The 19,016-nt window shown below is 56.7% G+C and carries 17 protein-coding genes; 3 read left to right on the top strand and 14 right to left on the bottom strand.

What is annotated here, in order from left to right:
• Window positions 1-84: 84 nt before the first annotated feature.
• From G506_RS0116305 to hutC, 4 genes are all read right to left on the bottom strand, one after another.
• A complete protein-coding gene (locus tag G506_RS0116305) occupies window positions 85-1,098 on the bottom strand; it encodes a murein transglycosylase domain-containing protein (RefSeq protein WP_240473444.1) in 1,014 nt (337 codons plus the stop codon).
• A gap of 359 nt (window positions 1,099-1,457) precedes the next feature.
• Window positions 1,458-2,993: a histidine ammonia-lyase gene (hutH, locus tag G506_RS0116300; RefSeq protein WP_028117800.1), complete on the bottom strand. Its 1,536-nt coding sequence runs from the start codon at window positions 2,991-2,993 to the stop codon at window positions 1,458-1,460.
• Complete coding sequence (hutU, locus tag G506_RS0116295) at window positions 2,990-4,672, bottom strand: urocanate hydratase (RefSeq protein ID WP_028117799.1); 1,683 nt, start codon at window positions 4,670-4,672, stop codon at window positions 2,990-2,992. The genes hutH and hutU overlap by 4 nt, the downstream gene beginning before the upstream one ends.
• Before the next feature lie 46 nt (window positions 4,673-4,718).
• The gene (gene hutC / locus G506_RS0116290; RefSeq protein ID WP_028117798.1) at window positions 4,719-5,420 is read right to left on the bottom strand and encodes a histidine utilization repressor; all 702 of its coding nucleotides are present in this window, start codon (window positions 5,418-5,420) and stop codon (window positions 4,719-4,721) included.
• Window positions 5,421-5,530: 110 nt separating this feature from the next.
• Here hutC and hutI point away from each other — a divergent pair, with 110 nt between their 5' ends.
• Window positions 5,531-6,772, top strand: coding sequence for an imidazolonepropionase (hutI, locus tag G506_RS0116285; RefSeq protein WP_028117797.1), 1,242 nt, complete (start codon window positions 5,531-5,533; stop codon window positions 6,770-6,772).
• Window positions 6,769-7,809, top strand: a complete 1,041-nt coding sequence (locus G506_RS0116280) for a formimidoylglutamase (RefSeq protein ID WP_051202206.1) — start codon at window positions 6,769-6,771, stop codon at window positions 7,807-7,809. The genes hutI and G506_RS0116280 overlap by 4 nt, the downstream gene beginning before the upstream one ends.
• A gap of 71 nt (window positions 7,810-7,880) precedes the next feature.
• On the opposite strand, the gene G506_RS20005 is transcribed toward G506_RS0116280, so the two are convergent.
• From G506_RS20005 to G506_RS0116225, 9 genes are all read right to left on the bottom strand, one after another.
• Window positions 7,881-9,311, bottom strand: a complete 1,431-nt coding sequence (locus G506_RS20005; protein ID WP_051202205.1) for a class-II fumarase/aspartase family protein — start codon at window positions 9,309-9,311, stop codon at window positions 7,881-7,883.
• 61 nt (window positions 9,312-9,372) lie between these two features.
• Window positions 9,373-11,151, bottom strand: a complete 1,779-nt coding sequence (locus G506_RS0116270; protein WP_028117795.1) for a flavocytochrome c — start codon at window positions 11,149-11,151, stop codon at window positions 9,373-9,375.
• A gap of 37 nt (window positions 11,152-11,188) precedes the next feature.
• The gene (locus G506_RS0116265; protein WP_035387441.1) at window positions 11,189-12,226 is read right to left on the bottom strand and encodes a porin; all 1,038 of its coding nucleotides are present in this window, start codon (window positions 12,224-12,226) and stop codon (window positions 11,189-11,191) included.
• A gap of 307 nt (window positions 12,227-12,533) precedes the next feature.
• A complete protein-coding gene (locus G506_RS20535; protein ID WP_028117793.1) occupies window positions 12,534-13,424 on the bottom strand; it encodes a LysR family transcriptional regulator in 891 nt (296 codons plus the stop codon).
• Window positions 13,424-13,948, bottom strand: coding sequence for a nuclear transport factor 2 family protein (locus G506_RS0116250; protein WP_028117792.1), 525 nt, complete (start codon window positions 13,946-13,948; stop codon window positions 13,424-13,426). The genes G506_RS20535 and G506_RS0116250 overlap by 1 nt, the downstream gene beginning before the upstream one ends.
• A gap of 11 nt (window positions 13,949-13,959) precedes the next feature.
• Window positions 13,960-14,583 carry a trimeric intracellular cation channel family protein gene (locus tag G506_RS0116245; protein WP_028117791.1) on the bottom strand — a complete coding sequence of 208 codons (624 nt, stop codon included), beginning with the start codon at window positions 14,581-14,583 and terminating at the stop codon, window positions 13,960-13,962.
• A 13-nt stretch (window positions 14,584-14,596) separates the two neighbouring features.
• Window positions 14,597-15,541 (bottom strand): cobalamin biosynthesis protein, encoded by a 945-nt coding sequence (locus G506_RS0116240; RefSeq protein ID WP_028117790.1) that lies wholly within the window; start codon window positions 15,539-15,541, stop codon window positions 14,597-14,599.
• Between the two features lie 44 nt (window positions 15,542-15,585).
• Window positions 15,586-16,284 (bottom strand): 5'-methylthioadenosine/S-adenosylhomocysteine nucleosidase, encoded by a 699-nt coding sequence (gene mtnN, locus G506_RS0116235; protein ID WP_028117789.1) that lies wholly within the window; start codon window positions 16,282-16,284, stop codon window positions 15,586-15,588.
• 249 nt (window positions 16,285-16,533) lie between these two features.
• Entirely contained in the window at window positions 16,534-16,812 is a 279-nt protein-coding gene (locus tag G506_RS0116225) for a hypothetical protein (protein ID WP_028117788.1), read from the bottom strand.
• 596 nt (window positions 16,813-17,408) lie between these two features.
• Here G506_RS0116225 and G506_RS0116220 point away from each other — a divergent pair.
• The gene (locus G506_RS0116220) at window positions 17,409-17,651 is read left to right on the top strand and encodes an HP1242/YdcH family protein (protein WP_028117787.1); all 243 of its coding nucleotides are present in this window, start codon (window positions 17,409-17,411) and stop codon (window positions 17,649-17,651) included.
• A gap of 42 nt (window positions 17,652-17,693) precedes the next feature.
• Here G506_RS0116220 and mnmL read toward each other — a convergent pair whose 3' ends face one another.
• Window positions 17,694-18,629, bottom strand: a complete 936-nt coding sequence (mnmL, locus tag G506_RS19995; protein WP_035387440.1) for a tRNA modification radical SAM protein MnmL/YtqA — start codon at window positions 18,627-18,629, stop codon at window positions 17,694-17,696.
• Between the last annotated feature and the right edge of the window lie 387 nt (window positions 18,630-19,016).

Below are 19,016 nucleotides of genomic sequence, written 5' to 3'. Positions count from 1 at the left end.
GATTGTTGATTACAGCGAAAATGTGCAGCGACGATAACAATTTATCGCCAGAAGTAAATGTCGCAGCGCAAGCGAGATTTACAACTAGCGGTATTTGCCCTGACGACTGGTCACTTTACGGACGTAGTTGCGGGTTTCATCGCGGTTGTGGCGATTGGTTAAGAACCAATAGAACTCCTTTTCGGTCATCTTGTTGATGCGGGCGATCGCGTTGGTTTTGTTGCCGCGCCGATCTAAGCTGTTCCACAGGTTACCGGCGCCGCCGTTGTAACTGGCGATCATCGCGTATTCCAACTTGGTGGCGTTCCAGATCCCTTTCAGGTAGCGGGTTTTCAAGATCTTCAGATAACCGGCGGCGGTTTCGATGTTCTGCGCCGGCTGGTACAGGTAGCTGGCCGATGGCGTGTGTTGGTAACCCTTAATCAAAGCAAAGTAATCGCGGCCGGCAGTATTGGCTTTGATCTGCATCAGCCCCAAGGCGTTTGAGCGTGAGCGTGCCAGCGGGTTAAAGGCGCTTTCGGTTTCCATAATTGCCATCATTAACGGCACTGAGATCCCATGACGTTGCCCCGCTTGGCGGGCCAGACTTAAGTATTTGCTACCGGCAATTTGGGTGTGTTCGGCCACTAAGGGGATCCGCACTTGCGGTCGGCCGTTACGCCAGCCGAGCTTGGTCATCAGGCGGTCGGCGTAGCGTTCCGCGCGCCAGGCAAATTCAATCGGCTGACCATCGTGGTCGCGGATCTGATTGTAGAAAAACGGCTTTTGGTTTTTTCTGACTAGTCCAAAATCCTCGACGGTTTGGGCATCAATTTCGGTCGGATCAAACTGGGTTAGAATGATCTGCACGATCCCCTGTTTTAACTGGTCGCGACTGTCGGCCACGACGGTGATGGTGCCCTGCTCAAAATCCACCAAGGTGTCGGCGCCGTTGTTGCGCAGCGCCATCTGGGTCGGTTTATCGGTGGCCAGCAATTCGCCCTGATGCAGATATTCCCACAGCAGCGCCGCGACATCGCTGTCGTAATCGCCAAACTGAATGGCACGGCAGGGTAGAACCACACTGAAGCACAGCAGTAACCAAAGTAACAATGGCAAGGGCATAAACGCGGACGCAGACAGAAAAGAGAGAGCGGCGATTGTGCCTAGACTGGCTGCAACAAACAAGGCGCTGATTTATCAGCGCCTTAGAGGGATTGTGCAGTTAGGGCGTGTTGACCTTTGCCGTATATTTTTGCGCCCACCGTAGTGTGTTTTAACAGCAAGTTGCACTCGGTAAGCCAACCAATTGTTACTGATGGGCGCCTTTCAGGGCCGGACTAGCGGCCGTCACTCTTCGTCATACGATTTCGACGTAGAGCCACTATGCCTTCAATCGCAGTCCTCGATTGACGACCGCTATCCTCGACCAAATTCTGAACACCAAACGTCAACACGCCCTAATCACAACGACAGCATTAGCCGAAACTTGGCAGTAATTTCGGCGGCATCGCTTGGTTATAGAGGGCGGATTGCACCAGTTGTTTGGCGGCTTCGATATCTGGGGCGAAGTAGCGATCTTTGTCGTAGAACGGCACCAGCGCTCGCAGTTGCGCTTTGGCCTGTTGCAGCGGTGCGCTGGTTTGCTTCGGTGCTAAGAAATCCAGCCCCTGACAGGCGGCCAGTAACTCTACTGCCAGTACCCCTGCGCTGTTGTCGCTCATCTCCCGTAACCGCCGCGCGGCAAAGGTCGCCATCGACACATGATCTTCCTGATTGGCGGAGGTTGGCAAGCTGTCCACCGAAGCCGGATGCGCCAGACTTTTGTTTTCGCTGGCCAGTGCCGCCGAGGTCACCTGAGCAATCATAAAGCCGGAGTTAACCCCACCGTTGTCGACCAAAAATGGCGGTAGGCCGGTCATTTGGCTGTCGATCAGCAGTGCCATCCGTCGCTCCGATAGGGCGCCAATCTCGGCAATCGCCAGCGCTAAGTTGTCCGCCGCCATCGCTACCGGCTCGGCGTGGAAGTTGCCGCCGGAGATGATGTCGTTGTCGTCGGCAAACACCAACGGGTTGTCGGAGACCGCGTTGGCTTCCACCAACAGCACCTTGGCGGCGCTGCGGATCTGTTCTAGGCAAGCTCCCATCACCTGCGGCTGACAGCGCAGTGAATAAGGATCTTGCACCTTTTCACAATCGACGTGGCTGTCGCCAACGTCGCTGCGTTCGGTCAGCAGATGGCGATAGGCGTGAGCGGCGTCGATCTGAGTTTGATGGCCGCGTACCTGATGGATGCGATCATCAAACGGCCGCCGTGAACCTTTGGCGGCTTCCACTGATAGCGCCCCAGCGACGGTGGCGGCGGCGTACAGATCCTCGCTGTTAAACAGCCCTTCCAGCGCAAAGGCGGTCGAGGCCTGAGTGCCGTTCAGCAGCGCCAAGCCCTCTTTCGGCGCCAGCGCAATCGGCGTTAGCCCCGCCAGTTTCAGTGCCTCAGCAGAAGGCAGCACTTCGCCTTGATGACGGGCAAAACCTTCACCCAGCAGCAGGGTGCTCATGTGTGCCAATGGCGCTAAGTCGCCGGAAGCGCCGACCGAACCTTTTTCTGGCACACAGGGGTAGATCTCGGCATTGAGCAGGGTGATCAGCATATTGATCACTTGCAGCCGCAGCCCCGAGAACCCCCGTGCCAGCGAGTTGATCTTCAGCACCATCATCAATCGCACCGTGGCGTCACTCATGTACTGGCCGATGCCGGCGGCGTGGGACAGCACAATCGAGCGTTGCAGCAGCTCTAACTCGTCGGCGGCGATGCGGGTGTTGGCCAGCAAGCCAAAACCGGTGTTGATGCCATAAACGGTGCGATCTTCCTCCAGCACTTTGGCGACGGTGGCGCAGCTGGCTTCAATGGCAGCGATGGCGCTGTCGTCCAGCGTTAACGATACGGGGGCGCGGCTGATCTGGCGTAACTGTGACAGGGTCAGGGTGCCGGGAATTAAATTGATGTGGTTCATCGGCTCGTCTCCTTAGCCAGCATCGGCAGATCCAATTGTTGCTCGCTGGCGCACTGCTTAGCGATGTCGTAACCGGCATCGGCGTGGCGCATAACCCCAGTGGCGGGATCGTTGTGCAGCACCCGGCCAATGCGGGCGGCGGCGTCATCGCTGCCGTCGGCGACTATCACCACTCCAGAGTGTTGGCTAAAGCCCATACCGACGCCGCCACCGTGATGCAGCGACACCCAAGTGGCACCACCGGCGGTGTTCAGCAGCGCATTCAGCAGCGGCCAGTCGGAAACCGCATCGGAGCCATCCAGCATCGCTTCGGTTTCGCGGTTGGGGCTGGCGACCGAGCCGGAGTCTAAGTGGTCGCGGCCAATCACAATCGGCGCGCTCAGTTCGCCATCTTTGACCATCTGGTTAAAGGCGGCGGCGATGCGGGCGCGATCTTTAAGGCCAATCCAGCAAATGCGGGCGGGCAATCCTTGGAAGGCGATCCGCTCGCGAGCCATATCCAGCCAGTTGTGCAGGTGCGGATCGTCGGGGATTAATTCCTTCACTTTGGCGTCGGTTTTGTAGATGTCCTCGGGATCGCCAGACAGCGCCACCCAGCGGAACGGGCCAATGCCTTGGCAGAACAGCGGGCGGATGTAGGCGGGCACAAAGCCGGGGAAATCAAAGGCGTTTGCGACCCCTTGTTCGAACGCCATCTGCCTGATGTTGTTGCCGTAATCGGTGGTGGCACTGCCGCGTGCTTGCAGGGTCAGCATCGCTTGCACTTGCAGCGCCATCGAGTCTTTGGCGGCCTTAACCACCGCATCGGGCTGTTCGAGGCGCATCGCTTTGGCGTGTTCTAGCGTCCAGCCTTTGGGCAGATAACCGTTAAGCGGATCGTGGGCGCTGGTTTGGTCGGTGACTACATCGGGAACCACGCCGCGCGCCACCAGCTCGGGGAAGATATCGGCGCAGTTGCCCAGTAGACCGACGGATACCGGTTTGCCCTCAGCATTGGCCTGATCGATCAGCGCCAGCGCTTCATCCAAGCTGTAGGCCTTCTTATCCAGATAGCGGGTGCGCAGCCGAAAATCGATGCGGGTTTCATCGCATTCCACCGCTAAACAAGAAAAGCCCGCCATGGTTGCGGCTAAGGGCTGAGCGCCGCCCATGCCACCAAGGCCACCGGTCAACACCCAGCGGCCGCTGGCATTGCCGTCAAAGTGTTGTTTGGCCATCGCCACAAAGGTTTCGTAGGTGCCTTGAACAATCCCTTGGGTGCCGATGTAGATCCACGAACCGGCGGTCATCTGGCCGTACATCATCAGCCCTTGCTTATCGAGCTGATTAAAGTGCTCCCAATTGGCCCAGTGCGGTACCAAGTTGGAGTTGGCGATCAGCACTCGTGGCGCGTCTTTATGAGTTGGAAATACCCCTACCGGTTTGCCGGATTGCACCAACAAGGTTTGGTTATCCTCCAGCCGCTTGAGTACCTCAATGATGGTATCGAAGCACTGCCAATCGCGGGCAGCGCGGCCTATGCCGCCATACACCACCAACTGTTGCGGGTTTTCGGCGACCTCGGCATCGAGGTTGTTTTGCAGCATCCGCATCGCCGCTTCGGTCAGCCAGCTTTTACAGCTGATGCTGGTGCCGGTATCCGCCTTGATATGACGGCTGGGGTCGTTCCGTGAACTCATGAGTACTCCTTGTCGGATGATTGTTTTTGTTGTTTTAGAGCCTTGTTTAGAAATCGAGATGGGCGCCGAGGCGATAGCGGCTGCCGGGGTAGATCAAGCTGGCGATGCTAACCACTCCGGAACGGCTGCGGGTTTGGCGGCTGATCTTCAAGCACGGGCTGTGCAGCGCAATCTGCAGTTGCTGGGCTTGCTCGGCGTTGGCGGCAATCGCTTCAACGATGTGATCGGCGGCGGTAAGTGGCGCCACCGAACACAGGTATTCGTGCGGGGTGATCTGGGTAAAATCCTGCGCCAAGTAATCCTCGGCCAGCGCCGGATTCACCAGTCGCTGCTCTAACTGCACCGGTCGGTCATCTTCCAGATGGACAATCTGCGAGCGAAACAGCGGCGTCCCCGGTTCAATAGCAAAACCGACCGCATCGCCGTTGCTGGCGACCGTGCCTGTAAGTGCCAGTACCTTAGCGTGCCAACGGTTGCCGCGACTGCGGATCTCATCGGCGATATTGCGGATTGCCAACATCGGCGTTTGCGCGCGGTGATCGGCAACATAAGTGCCTTTGCCCTGCTGCCGCACCAGCACCCCTTGTTCGACTAACTCGCTGACCGCACGGCGGGCGGTCATGCGGCTGACCGCGAATTGCTCGGCCAACTCATTTTCCGATGGCACCGGCGCGTGCTCAGGCCAATGCCCTTGCTCTATCTGTTTAAGCAGATGCTGTTTGATGACCACAAAACGAGGTGTCGACATGCTGGCGAATTACCGTACAGATGTTGAGTGTTAGTTAATCTGGCATAGCTAGGTTGTATATACAAGCTGCTGGTTTTATCCTCAATACAATTGGATTGAATGAGATCAGGATGATGACCACTGCTGCTGGCCGCTGGGATCGGCTTATTCGTAATGTGCATTTGGCAACCTTTACAGGCGACCAAGAGTACGGCCAATTGCGTCACGGCGCAGTGGCGCTGGTGGCGGATCGGATCGCCTGGGTTGGCCGTGAAACCGACTTGCCCGCCGAGTTTGATTGCGATGAGCAGATTGACGGCCAAGGTCAGTGGTTGTTGCCGGGCTTTATCGATTGCCACACCCACCTGGTGTTTGCCGGTAACCGCGCCGATGAGTTTGCGATGCGCTTAGCGGGGGCAAGCTATGAGGAGATCGCCCGCGCCGGTGGCGGCATCGCCAGCACCGTCGCGGCAACCCGAGCGGCCAGCGTCGATCAGCTGGTAGCGGCGGCACGGCCTAGACTGGCGGCGCTGATGGCCGAGGGGGTTACCGGCATCGAGGTAAAATCCGGCTACGGCTTAAGCCTTGAGGCCGAGCGGCAGATGTTGCTGGCGGCGACGCAGCTGCGGGATGAGTTTGGCATTTCGATGCAGCGCACCTTTTTAGGCGCCCACGCGCTGCCGCCGGAATATCAGGGCGATGCCGACGGTTACATCGACTATCTATGCCTTGAAGTGCTGCCGGCGTTGGCTGCCGAGGGCTTAGTGGATGCGGTCGATGGTTTTTGCGAATCGATTGCCTTTAGCCCAGAGCAGATCCGCCGAGTGTTCGAGGCGGCGCGGGCGCTCGATTTGCCGGTGAAACTGCACGCCGAGCAGCTCTCGAACCAGCACGGCAGCGCCTTAGTGGCCAGTTTCGATGGCTTGTCGGCGGATCATCTGGAATATCTCGATGGCGACGGTATTGCCGCCATGGCCAACGCTGGCACCACTGCGGTGCTGTTGCCCGGCGCTTATTACTTCCTAAAGGAGACTAAGCAACCGCCGCTCGCGCAACTGCGCCAAGAGCAGGTTGCTATCGCGCTGGCCAGCGATGCCAACCCCGGCTCCAGCCCAATATTCTCGCTGCTGTTGATGCTTAATTTGGCCTGCACCTTGTGGGGGATGACGCCTGCCGAAGCGCTGGCGGGGATCACCCGTAATGGCGCCAAGGCGCTTGGTTGGCAGGGGCGGTGTGGCACCATTGAGGTTGGCAAACGGGCCGATCTGCTGCTGTGGCCCATCGATACTCCAGCGCAGCTGGCCTATCAGGTCGGAGCGCTTCGTCCGAGCCAGATCTGGATTGGCGGCGAGTTACGCAAGGACCGATTATGACCATCACCCCAGTACCACTGCAGCCCGAACAGCCACTGGAATATGTGCGGCCACGCCACGGCGAGCAGCGCATCGGCGAGCGCCTTGCCCACTACGATGGCAGTGTGCCGCTAAGCCAACAACTGAGTCGCTGGGCCAAAGCGGGTAAGCGTTATGTGTTGCTGGGGGTGCCGGAAGATCTGGGGCCGCGAGCCAATTTAGGTAACGGCGGCGCAGACGGCGCGTGGTCGGCACTGCTAACGCGGCTGCTTAATCTGCAATGGCATGATCACTTGCCGACGCAGTCGCTGGCGCTGTTGGGACGAGTGACCGTCAGCGATCTGCAAACCCAAGCGCAGGATCTGGATCTCAGCAAACCGGAACAATTGGCGCGGCTGCGCTGGTTGGTGTCGCAGCTGGATCTGCGAGTCGCCAGCGTGCTGGAACCGATTTTTGCTGCTGGGCTTATCCCCATTGTGATTGGTGGTGGCCATAACAACGCGCTGCCGATCATTCGTGCTTATGCGCAAGTAAAGCGGCGGCCCGCGCAGGTGATAAACCTTGACCCCCACGCCGATTGTCGGGCGTTGGAAGGGCGTCACAGCGGCAATCCATTTAGCTACGCCTTGGACGAAGGCAGCCTTAGCCACTACGCGGTGGTGGGGCTAAACCCCTATAAAAATTCGGCGGCCACCTTGGCGCAGTTGCAGCGCTTTGGCGGCTTGGGGTTGGCGCGGACGGTGTTCAGCGACAGCGGCTTAAGTGCCGATATCGAGCAGGCGCTTAAACAATTGCCTGACGACAGCGCAGCGCAACCGTTAGGTATCGAACTGGATCTGGACAGCATCGCGCTGATGCCCAGCAGTGCCCAAAGCCCGTGGGGCGTTAGCCTGTACCAAGCGCAAAGCTACATTCAGCAGCTGCAAGCGGCGCGACCAATGGCGTGGCTGCATTTAGCCGAAGGAGCGCCAAGCTGTCATCCATCGGGATTGCTGGCGGGCAATATGGTGGTGGGGGAAGCGCTAACGGCATTAGTGCTGGCGGCGTTGGCGGACTAAGTGGCCTGCCGCGAAATAATAAAACGCGCCGCCGGTTAGGCGCGGCGGCGCGTTTTTCTGCGGATTATCGGTTATTGATGACGGCCGCGGATAACCTTAACCGCGTTGGTCACGATCGCTGCCGATTGGCCAACGTAGTTGGCTGGATCCATCAACTGCGCGGCCTGCTCTGGGCTGATGTGCTGCTTTAGGTTGGCATCGGTCAGCAGGATCTGATCCAAGGTGGTGCCAACTGGGGCGGCTTTGATCGCCTTTTTCACCATATCGTAGGCGGCGCCACGGCCGATTTTGGCCACCATCGCGTTCATTACCGCTTCGGACATCACAAAGTTATCGGATGCCATAAAGTTGGCTCGCATCGCTTCTGGGTTGACGATCAGGTTGTCAAACAGCCGCTGGGCACGATCCATCGCTTCGTTGGCGACCATAAAGGACTCTGGGATGATGCTCCACTCGACAATCCACGGCGCGCCCTGACGGGTGTCGTTGTGGCTCATGATCTGAGTGGCGGCGGCGTTGTACATGCTGCCCATCCGTTCGAAGGCGCCCATAAATTCCGCCGCTCGTGGGTTGCGCTTTTGTGGCATGGTCGAGGAAGCACCGCTTTCGCCCTCTTTGATCTCATTGATTGGGGTGCGGCTTAAGGTGTTCACATCCAGCGCCAAACGCCCCAAGGTGGCGTTGATCAGGCTGACGGTTTGCACGGTTTCGGCGAATACATCGCGGCTTGGGTTCCATGGTGTCAGTGGCGCCGCCAAGCCCAGTTTGTCGGCCATCTTGTGTTGCAGTGCCACGCCTTGTTCACCGTATGGTGCCAGCGTGCCCACGGTCGAGCCAACTTGAATGGTCAAGCGGCTCTGTACTTCTGCCAAGCGTTGGTGGTGACGATCTAACTCGCTGAGGTAGGTGCTTAGGTGCAAACCGAAGGTGGTTGGGATCGCATCTTGGCCATTGGAGCGAGCCACCATCACGGTGTCTTTATGGGCTTCGGCCATTGCCGCCACGGTTAAGATCAGCTTGGTCAAACGCTGCTTGCTGACTTCCAACGCGGCATCGATCTGCATTGCGGTGGCGGAGTCCATGATGTCTTGAGTGGTCGAACCGTAGTGCAGGTAGCTCTTAACGTTGGCGTCACCGGCTTTGCGCAGTTGATCGGTTAAGCCTTTGATCCCTCGGCCCACCTTAGCGGTGTTGGTACCCAGCGCCGCCATGTCGATGGTTTCCAGTTTGGCGACCTTGGCGATCGATTGTGCCGCTGCAGCAGGGATCAGCCCCAGTTCCGCTTGGGATTGGGCGAGCGCGACTTCCACCTCGAGCCAGTAACTGACCAGCGCATCGTCGTTAAAGATGGCGCGGATCTCGTCGTTGCTAAACAGGCTGCCGTAGATGGCGGAATCAAACACGCTCACGGCGCTGTCGCTGTGCGGTTGTGGCGCCGCAATGGCGTGGCTGGTAAACAGACTGGTGGCGGCAATCGCGGCGGCAATCAAAGTTTTGTTCATGGTGAAATCCTTAATTTAAAAAGGCTTCGTTTCCAGTGAGGTTAGAAACGAAGCCTTGAAGTTATTTGCCGATGTACTTCGCGGCTTGTTCGCCGGCGACGCGGCCAAAGGTGACGATGTCGGAGATGGCGTTACCGCCCAAACGGTTGGCGCCGTGCACGCCTCCGGTTACTTCCCCTGCGGCATACAGGCCAGCAATTGCTTTGCCATCGGTCCCTTGCACGGCGGTGCTGGCATCAATCGCAATCCCGCCCATGGTGTGGTGCACCGCTGGAGTTACCTCCAAGGCGTAGAATGGCCCTTGCGTTAATGGTCGTGGCAGGTTTTGCCGTTCAAATTGCGCGTCTTTGCCCTCTGCGACATAGCCGTTATAGCTGTTGATGGTTTGGCTTAGTGCGGCGCCATCAATGCCCGCTTTGGCCCCCAGAGCGACCAGATCATCGGCGACCGGCACAATCCCCAGTTCGACATAACCTTCAATCTTCTTCAGCGATTTACGTACCGCGTGGTCAAACACCAAGAAGGCACTGCCTTGGCTCTGCTGCAGGATCGCGGCGGCGGCGCGGTCACGGGTGGTGATCTCGTTGACGAAGCGCTGGCCTTCACGGTTCACCAAGATGGCACCGTTACCGCGAACCGCTTCAGTGATCATCACCCCACCTTTAACCGAATGGGTTGGGTGAGCTTGGATGTATTGCAGATCGCGCATTGCCGCATCGGCATTGGCTGCCACATCCAAGCCGTCGCCAGTGGCGCCCGGATGGTTGGTGGCCATAAAGCCTTTAAGTTTTGGATCCAGCGCCGCTACTCGGTCGTTGTTTTTGGCGAAGCCACCGGTGGCCAAAATCACCGATTTGGCTGAAATCCAGTAGTAACCGGTGTGAGCGCCCTTCACTAATAGGCCACGGACTGCGCCGTTATCGTCTTTAAGGATCTCCACCGCGCGAGTGTTCAGGCGCATGTCGATGTTGCGTTCAACCGCGTTATCCAGCAGTACCTGCACCACGTGGGCGCCAACACCGGCACCGCCGGTTGGCCGGTGGGAACGGTTAACCGATGCGCCGCCCATGCGACCAACGTCTTTCAGATCGGCCCCCATTGCGGTTAGCCACGCCACGGAGCCGGCGGAGTTCTGCGCCAAGACATCCACCAGCGCCGGATCGTTTTTGTCGTAGCCGCCTTTCATGGTGTCTTTGATCATGATCTCGACGTCGTCTTTGATCCCCAGCGCCGCTTGCGAGGCGGATTCGGCAGCGTTCATGCCACCGGCAGCCAGCTTAGCGTTGCCGCCGATCACCGGCTCTTTCTCAATCAGGATCACCTTTGCGCCCGCATCGTGGGCGGCCACGGCGGCAGAGAAGCCGGCACCGCCGGAGCCAACTACCACGATGTCGGTGGTGGCGCGCGGCGCCAGTGCTAGGGCGGCGCTGCGATCCGCTTGCTCTTTGGCCAGTTCGGCAATGGACGGTTCATGACGCTGCCATTTACCTGCAAACGGCAGATCAAAATCGAAGCTATGGCAGGCGTCGCAGTAGTTCACCGAAGGCTGGTGCGCTTGGTGGCAACTGGTACAGGCCGGCTCACCAGGGAAGTGCGAGGCGTGCACGTTAACGTGGGCGCTGGCGGTCAGTTCGGCCACTTCGTGGATGTCGCCGTGACAATCCGCGCAGTTGCCATTTTCGATGCTGAGGTTGTCGTCTTGCGGTTGCATGCTGGCGCTGTGGCAGGCGTCACAGCCGAGCATATCGGCGTGTAAGCCGGCCAAGTTGTCGTTGGCCGCCACGGTTTGGCTAAGAGCGGCGACAATGCCAGCCACCAGCAGAGAGTGTTTTAGTTTCATGGTTGTCTATCGAGCTAATTGGAATTCGGGCGGTTGCTTAGAACACAAAGCGGATGTGGGCCGTGGCAACGGTATCGTCGTAGCTGATGGTTTGGCCGCCTTGCTGGTATTCACCGTCGTAGAAGCTGGCCAGCGCACCGATAGACAGTTGCTTCGATAGCTGGTGATCGATGCCTACGGAAACGTTGTAGGACTCGGCGTCGCTGATCTCAGCCAATTTGTGACTGTTGGCGGCAACGGCGGTGCTGGTGACTTTGCCCATGCCGGCCTTATCGGCGATAAACTGCGCCTTGAAGGTGTTGGCATCGGCTTGGTATTGGGCGCTTACTAGGTAACTTTGGCCGCCAAGGTTGCTGTTTTTGAGCGAGTCACTGTCTTGCCACATCGCACCTAATTTCAGGTTGTCTAGCTTGTACGCTAGGGTTAAACGGCTAGCGTCGACGCCGTTAATGCCATCGGCCACGGTGGCGCTAACAAACAGCGGACTGGTGCGGAACTTGTTGTCGCCGTAATGCAGCGAGATGGCAAAGTTGCCCGCATCTTCTAGTTTGGCGTTGCCTTTAAAATCTTCTTCCAGAATGTAGGAGCTATGAACGCTGAAACGGTGTGGTAACAGGCCGATAAATTGCAGATGATCGGATAAACGGTCTTGACCGGCGATCATGTAGCTCATATCACCATTGGTCGCATTGAACGCATCCACAGGCCCTTCAGAGGTTTTTAGTGCGGTGTTCATTCGGCCTGCGAACAGGGTGCCGTACTGGCCTTTCAAACCTAAGAAAGTATCGCGGGCGTTAACTGGATCTTTCTTAGCGTCTTCATCAACGCTGTCGATCCCCAACTCGATTTGGTAGATCAACGTCAAATCATTGTTCACCTGATAATTGCCTTTCACGCCTACGCGGGAGGCATAGTTTTCTAAGGCGCTGCCAGCGACTTTCTCTTTGCTGGCTAAGCCGTTTTGGCTGTGGGTGGCACCCAACCAAATGCGGCCATAGAAATCTGGCTCGCTTAACTGCGCGGTGGCGCTGCAACTGATGGTGGCCAGAGCTAAAGCAATTACGGATCTGTTCATGTTGACGTTCCCAAAGTGGCCCTCGGCTTAGGGCATTGGCGCTACGGTAGAGCGATGTTGAAACGACGACAAATGCGGAATTTGTTTGAATGGTTGTGCTTTTTGCAACTATGCATTTTGGCTTAAGTTGTTTAAAAACAGTGATTTGATTTTTTGTTTCTGTTTTTTAACCGCTTATGAAGCTGACGAAGTTGTCGAACGGCAATGGCTGCGCAAGGGGTATTGAATACCCCTTAAGGGAGAGTTAAACGCAAATTTGTGAAATCCGCTTTAACCGCAGTGGCGACGGTAAAACCGCCGGAGGAGGTTAGTCCAACAGGCGCTGGGCTTGTTCGCGGATCATGGCGATAAGCTGCTGCACGTTGGGATTGTGCTTATCGGATTTGTGCAGATAGAAGGCAAACTCAAAGCGAAAATCGCTGCGCAGCGGCACTGCGACTAGCTGTGGCTTGGCTTCGTTAAGGGCGCCTAACTGATCGGTGATGGTAAAACCTAAGCCGTGTTCGACAATGGCGCAGGCGGCGTGGGTCGATACGGTTTCGATGGTTGGGATCAGGTTGATCTGTTGCTGTTGGCACAGCTGCTCAATATCACGGCCCAGTTGGGTTTCATTGAGCGAGGGGGCGATGTAAGGCTGCGTCTGCAACTGCGCTAGCGTCAGTTCGCTGACATTGGCCAACGGGTGGGTCTTGGCTAAGACCACCACCGGACGGCAAGCACAAAAGGGCACTCGCAGCAGTTCTGGGTGCTCGACACTGCTGCGGCCAATCGCCAGATCGTATTCGCGTCTGGCAATCCAGCGCCGTGCGTGACGCATGGTTTGCACATCCAACTGCAGTTGCAAATGCGGCGATTGCTGCGTTAGTTGCGCCACCACCGGCGCTACCAAGGTGCGAACAATTCGCGCCACCGATACCAGTTTGATGGTGGTTTTTTGCTGTTTCAAACTCTGTGCTAACTGCGGTAAACCATCAAGAGTGGTTAAGGCGCGACTGAGTTCGTCGTTTAACGCAAATGCGGCGGCGGTCGGGATGAGTTGCCGCACTTGACGTTCAAATAGGGTGATCTGCAGATGTCGTTCTAACGCTTTTAACTGGCGACTGGCAGCGGATTCACTGAGGGCAAAACGTTCAGCGGCATGCTTTAGGGAGCCGTCTTCCATAATTGCGGCGAAGATCCGCAAGCTCTTTAGATTCATTACTGGTTGCCGTTGTAGCTCAGCGGTTCGTAGCGATAGAGTTTTAGCTGCGCCTTGAGCGTATCGTAATCGAGAGTATCTTCGTGGCGGTCGATGCGCTGCTTTTTGACATCCACATCGAGCACGGTGATCCCCGGCAAGGTTACGGTGATCAGTTCGTTCGGCAGGCCAAACAGATTGCCTTTGGCGCGATAGTAGTAGTTGCCGATCATCACCACTTTGTCGTCATGATAGAACTGATGATCGATAACGAACTGATAGTCTTTGGTGTACAGGTGGACGCGGCGCAGAAATTTAAGGATGTCACGGCCACCGGTGAGATCGGTGCCCGCCATCACATCCTCATATTCCGTTTCTCGGTGCAGCATTCGTTGCACTTGGCGAAAGTCCAAACTGGTGATGGCGTTGATATAGCGCTGGGCTAACTCTAACTGCGGTGGCTGTTGGTCTTGTGGCACGGTTTGCTCTGCCGCAGGTAGCGGCAGCGTCAATATCCACAATAACAATCCAATCAGTCGTGCCATATCACTTAAGTTTATTTGTTGTCGTCAAGGGCAAACGCCGGTAGCGACAGATGATAGAAAATGGCGATCAAGCGCAACAATAAGGTACCCGCCATCGCCAGCAAGGCGGCCGGAATTGCCGCCAGACCAAGACTGAGCGCGCTGGTGTAGATGATGCCGCCGACAATACATGCGGTGGCGTAGATCTCGGTCCGTAGCACCAGCGGCACTTCGCGGCACAGCACATCGCGGATCAAGCCGCCCATCACGCCAGTCATGGTGCCCATCATTACCGCGATGATGGGCTCGGCACCAAAGGCCAACGCTTTTTGTGCGCCGATCACCGTAAATACCGCCAAACCAAAGGCGTCAGCGACTTGGAACCAGCGACCACTGAGTCGTCGCGGGCAGCGTACCATTAACATCACCAAAGTGGCAGTGGCGGCGATCAGCCACACGTAGGTGGTGTCGGTGATCCAAAACACTGGGGTGGCGCCTAAGATGGCATCACGCACGGTGCCGCCGCCAACGGCGGTAACCCCGGCCAGTACCAGTACGCCAAAGGGATCCATCCGCAGTCGTCCCGCAGCCAAGGCGCCGGAAATGGCAAATACCACAGTGCCGAACAGATCGGCCAAATAGATAAATTCTGTCATTGTGTAGGGTTTGTTATTGGTGGCTAAGCCAACTGATGGTGACGGCCAATAGCATTGGGATCAGCAGCCACAGGCCTTGAGCCAAATTGAGCATATTAACGGCGCGTACTAATTGCGCCGGTTGTGGGGCGATCTCCGGCCCCAAGCGTGGTCGCAGGGCTTTATGGCCCTCCAACAACCACGGTCCTGATAGTTGTATACCAAGCGAGCTGGCTAAGCACAGTTGCGACCACTGCTGGTAGCGCCATTGCCAGTGTTGGCTTAGTTGATGACGCCACTGCCACGCCTGTGCTGGCGACCCATACAAGCTTAATGTGAACCCCAGCAGCAGTTGTACCGGCCACTGCAGTAACGAGGACAGTTGCCAAGTTGGTGCGCCAAATGCAGCCATCGGGGGTTTTTCAATGTGCCAGTGGCGGGCTAATTCTGCCGCACTCCACGCCAGCATCGCCAGTGGCATGCCGCCAAGCAGATACCAGAAGCTCACTGCAAAGAATTGGCTGCTGCGTCGCTCTAGTTGCAATTCAATGGCGGCTTTGGTGAGTCCCATCAGCGACAACGGGGTTAAGTCACGCATCGCAAACGGGCTAAGCAACTTCAGCGCTGCTGTTTTATCAGCACGCTGTAGCGCTTCGGCTAAGGCTTTGCCCGGTAATTGTGCTAGTGGCAACAGCAGCGTTAGTAACAGCAGTTCCAAAGCGGGATGCAGCAGCGCCAGCGATGCCATTACCAGCAGCGGCAGCAGCACCAGTAGCAGTGCCAACAGCCCCGCCAGCCGTTGCTGGCCAGCGGGGCGATTTGAATGCAGGGTTTTGTGGCGCAGTGCCTGCGCCCAAGTGCCCACAAGCCATTGCAGATGGAGACGCTGGGGTAATAGCAAACGCGCCACTGCGGCGAAAGCAAGCAGCAGTGGCGGCCATAACAGCGGCCCATAAGGGCCAAGCGGATCGCTGAACATTACGGTGCGATACCCCGAAGCGCTGTGGTTACTGGGCGAGTCGCTTAAGCGGCCAGTTTCGCCAGCATGGCGATAACCACTTTGGCGGAGTGTTCACCGGCTTTGATGATAAAGCTGTCGAAATCCACGGCGCCGTCGTCGTTGGCGTTGTCGCTGATGGCACGGATCACCACAAATGGGCTGCCGAACTGGTGACAGGTTTGGGCGATCGCCGCTGCTTCCATTTCACAGGCTGCCATGGTTGGGAAGTGGCTCAGCATAACCTTGGTGCGCGCTGGATCGGCAATAAAGGAATCGCCGGTACAGATCAGGCCTTCAATCGCGGCGACTTCGCCGACATCTGCGATGGCGCTCTTGGCGATTTCAACCAGTTTGGCTTCTGGGGTAAAGCCTGCTGGCTGGCCCGGCAGCTGACCCATTTCGTAACCAAAGGCGGTTACGTCAGCATCGTGGTAACGCACGTCAGAGGAGATCACCACATCGCCGATCTTCAGCTCTTTGGCAAAACCACCTGCAGAGCCGGTGTTGATTACGTAAGTCGGGTTGTAGCGCTCGATCAGCATGGCGGTCGCAATCGCTGCGGTCACTTTACCGATACCAGAACGGGTAACCACAACGTCAACGCCATTCAGTTGGCCTTGGTAAAACTCGATGCCCGCAATGGTGTCGATCTGCAGGTTTTCGATCTGGCTACGCAGCAGCGAAACCTCTTGCTCCATCGCGCCGATAATGCCGATTTTCATGGTGTTGCTTCCAATAACAAAGGGGGAGAATTCAATGGCGGCTATTCTAGCAACAAACGCGGCGAGGGCGAGTGATCAAATCCTCGGAAAGATCCAAGCGAGTTAGTGGTGATTGGCGGGAGTGATCCGTTAATCGTGACTAGTTTGCAGTGAATCGTTCGAGCACAACGGCGGCACAGCCCCGATTGGTAACGCCAGCAGATGCCCAACATGGGGCATCAACATCTGGCGGTTGGCACTTAGGTATTGCTAAGGAGTTGGGGCGGGATGGTAGAAGTGAGGCAGGTGAATGTTGTCATCCACTTGATAGCTGCCGCCCATCTGTACCGGCAGCAATTCGGGATAGCGCTGCCACAACGGCTGCAGCATCTCCAGATACAACGCCCCCATTATCTTTCCTGCGCTGCTGCGATAGGCGGTAAATGACTCCGGCGAATCCTTATCCATCACAAAGCAGACACTCTGATCGAGTTTGCCGGATACCTGCATCAGCAGCAGGCTCAACTGTTCTGCTTCTTGTTTAGTCATGTTGGTTTTAACGTCCCTTTAGGTGCGAATGTCATTCATTGCGAATGATTCTTGATTAGTTTAATCGCTCTTTTTTGGCAGTTAAATGAATATCGATAGCGGGGGTTAAAAAGTCAGTGCTATTCGCCCATCATTCCATAGCCGTTAGCCTCCGGCGGGCGAGGGCGTTGCCCTCTGCATACCCGAAAGCCTCCAACACGGCGAAAACCCTTCGCTCCTTGTACTGCTCCTTTCGGCACTGCGCGGATGCATCGTCCCTGACTTAGCCGCGCACTTCGGCCATCCATGGCCTCCGGCCTCAATGCGCAGCACACCACTCAGCGCCGCGAGTCGGCCAAAGCTCGTTGGCGCAACCGTTACAAGAAAGTCACTTCCCTTAATGCTTCTGATGACGGTTGCTATGGCGGCTCTAAGCCGACTTGTTGACGCCGAGTGAAACCGCAAACACAGGGGAATTCAAAGGGCGCGCCTTTGGCCGCCGGAGGCAAAGATAAGAGAGTTATCAGTGATTAGTGTGTAGTAATCAGTAAGAGCAAGAGTGTCGGTGGCAGCAGCGACTACGCTTATCGATTAGGTAGCAACACAAGGAACCCGCAATGCCGATCCGCAATCACGCCCTTACTAAGGAATTTCCGCAGTACATCGACCGCATAAAAGAGTTACGTATGAGCGACTTGCCGTTTCGCGAAGCCTGCGACAAGTACCATGAATTGGATAAAGAGATACGCAATCTAGAGCAAAATGATATGCCGATAGAGGATTCGGCTTTTACTCAACTGCGGTTTGAACGGGTGTTTTTGAAAGATCAGTTGTATGAGCAACTAAAACAAGGGGGCTAGAGCGATATACCCTAGTCCCCTTGTTGTTAAGAAATGCCGAGCTTAGTCGACCACCGCCACATCCAGTTGCCGGCCGGCGGCGCTGCCTTGGCCGCCGAACTGCTCTAAGTTAGCGACGATGGCGTTCATCGCCAGCCACTTATCGCCACACCAATCTGGGGCTAACAGCTCCGGCGGACGGGCGTAGGCGCTAACCCGGTGGAACACCACCTCTTGCGGGGTGCGGCGGATCAGATCGCCAGCGGTGCGGACGTACTTATCCAAGTCCCATAACGGCAAGCGGTCGGCGCGCCACTGTTTCGCCATGATGCTGTTTTCAACCACATGCAGTGGGTGCAGTTTGATGCCATCAACCCCGGCGGCTAACACCTTTTCTAAGGTTTGATGAGCGTGCTCTGGGGTTTCTCCCGGCAGCCCCAAAATCAAGTGGGTGCAGACCTTAATTCCCAAAGCGCGAGCGCGGGTTACGGTGTCGTGGTAGGCCTCAAAGCCGTGGCCACGGTTGATCTTTTTTAAGGTGTCGTCGTGGGCGGTTTGCAAACCCAGTTCCAGCCACACCTCCATCCCTTGGCTTTGGTAGCTGTGCAGCAGCGCCAATACGTCATCCGGTACGCAATCAGGACGGGTGCCGACGCACAGGCCGATGATGTCGGACACATCCAGCGCCTGCTGATATTTGTCTTTCAGCACCTGATATTCATCGTAGGTCGAGGTGTAGGCTTGAAAGTAGGCCATGTAGCGCTTGGCTTTATCGCCACGGCGCTGCTTACCGGCGGTCAGCTGTTCCGCCACCGAGGCGGTGCTGCCATGCTCGGCGCTGAATGACGAGACGTTACAAAAGGTGCAACCGCCAATCCCAAGGCTGCCGTCACGGTTCGGGCAGGTAAAGGCGGCGTCGATGGTCAGCTTGTGAATTTTGCTGCCATAACGCTGCTTCATGTAGGTGCCAAGGGTGTGTACGTGGCGATCTAGCCCCATGGTTAAGTCTCGCTGAATGAAAAGTGCGCGACTTTAGCAAAACTGAGATTGCGACTTAGGGATCTGGATCACAGTGAAGATAACCGCCCCTTATTAGCCAATAAACTCGGCAGAGGAAAAGCCGTTCGCCGCGTTCATTTCTACGAACAGTGGCAGACCGTTTTGCCAAACGGGCGTACAATGCCTCGTCAATTTATGCAGTAAATTAGCCGCTTTACTGCCCTGCCGTTTGTCGCAGGCGCTGTCAAGTTATTGCTCTATATAACAACAAACTGCCTAGGAAATAGTCTCTGCTGCAGTTGACCGTCTAGTCTGTGGCCACGTAGGTTGGTTCCACTCCTTGATGAGTCAATTGCATAACTATGTAAGCAAAACTACCGAACGCAG

This window comes from Ferrimonas senticii DSM 18821 (assembly GCF_000422665.1).
Taxonomy (GTDB): Bacteria; Pseudomonadota; Gammaproteobacteria; order Enterobacterales; family Shewanellaceae; genus Ferrimonas; species Ferrimonas senticii.
This window is presented reverse-complemented; position numbering and strand designations above follow the sequence as displayed.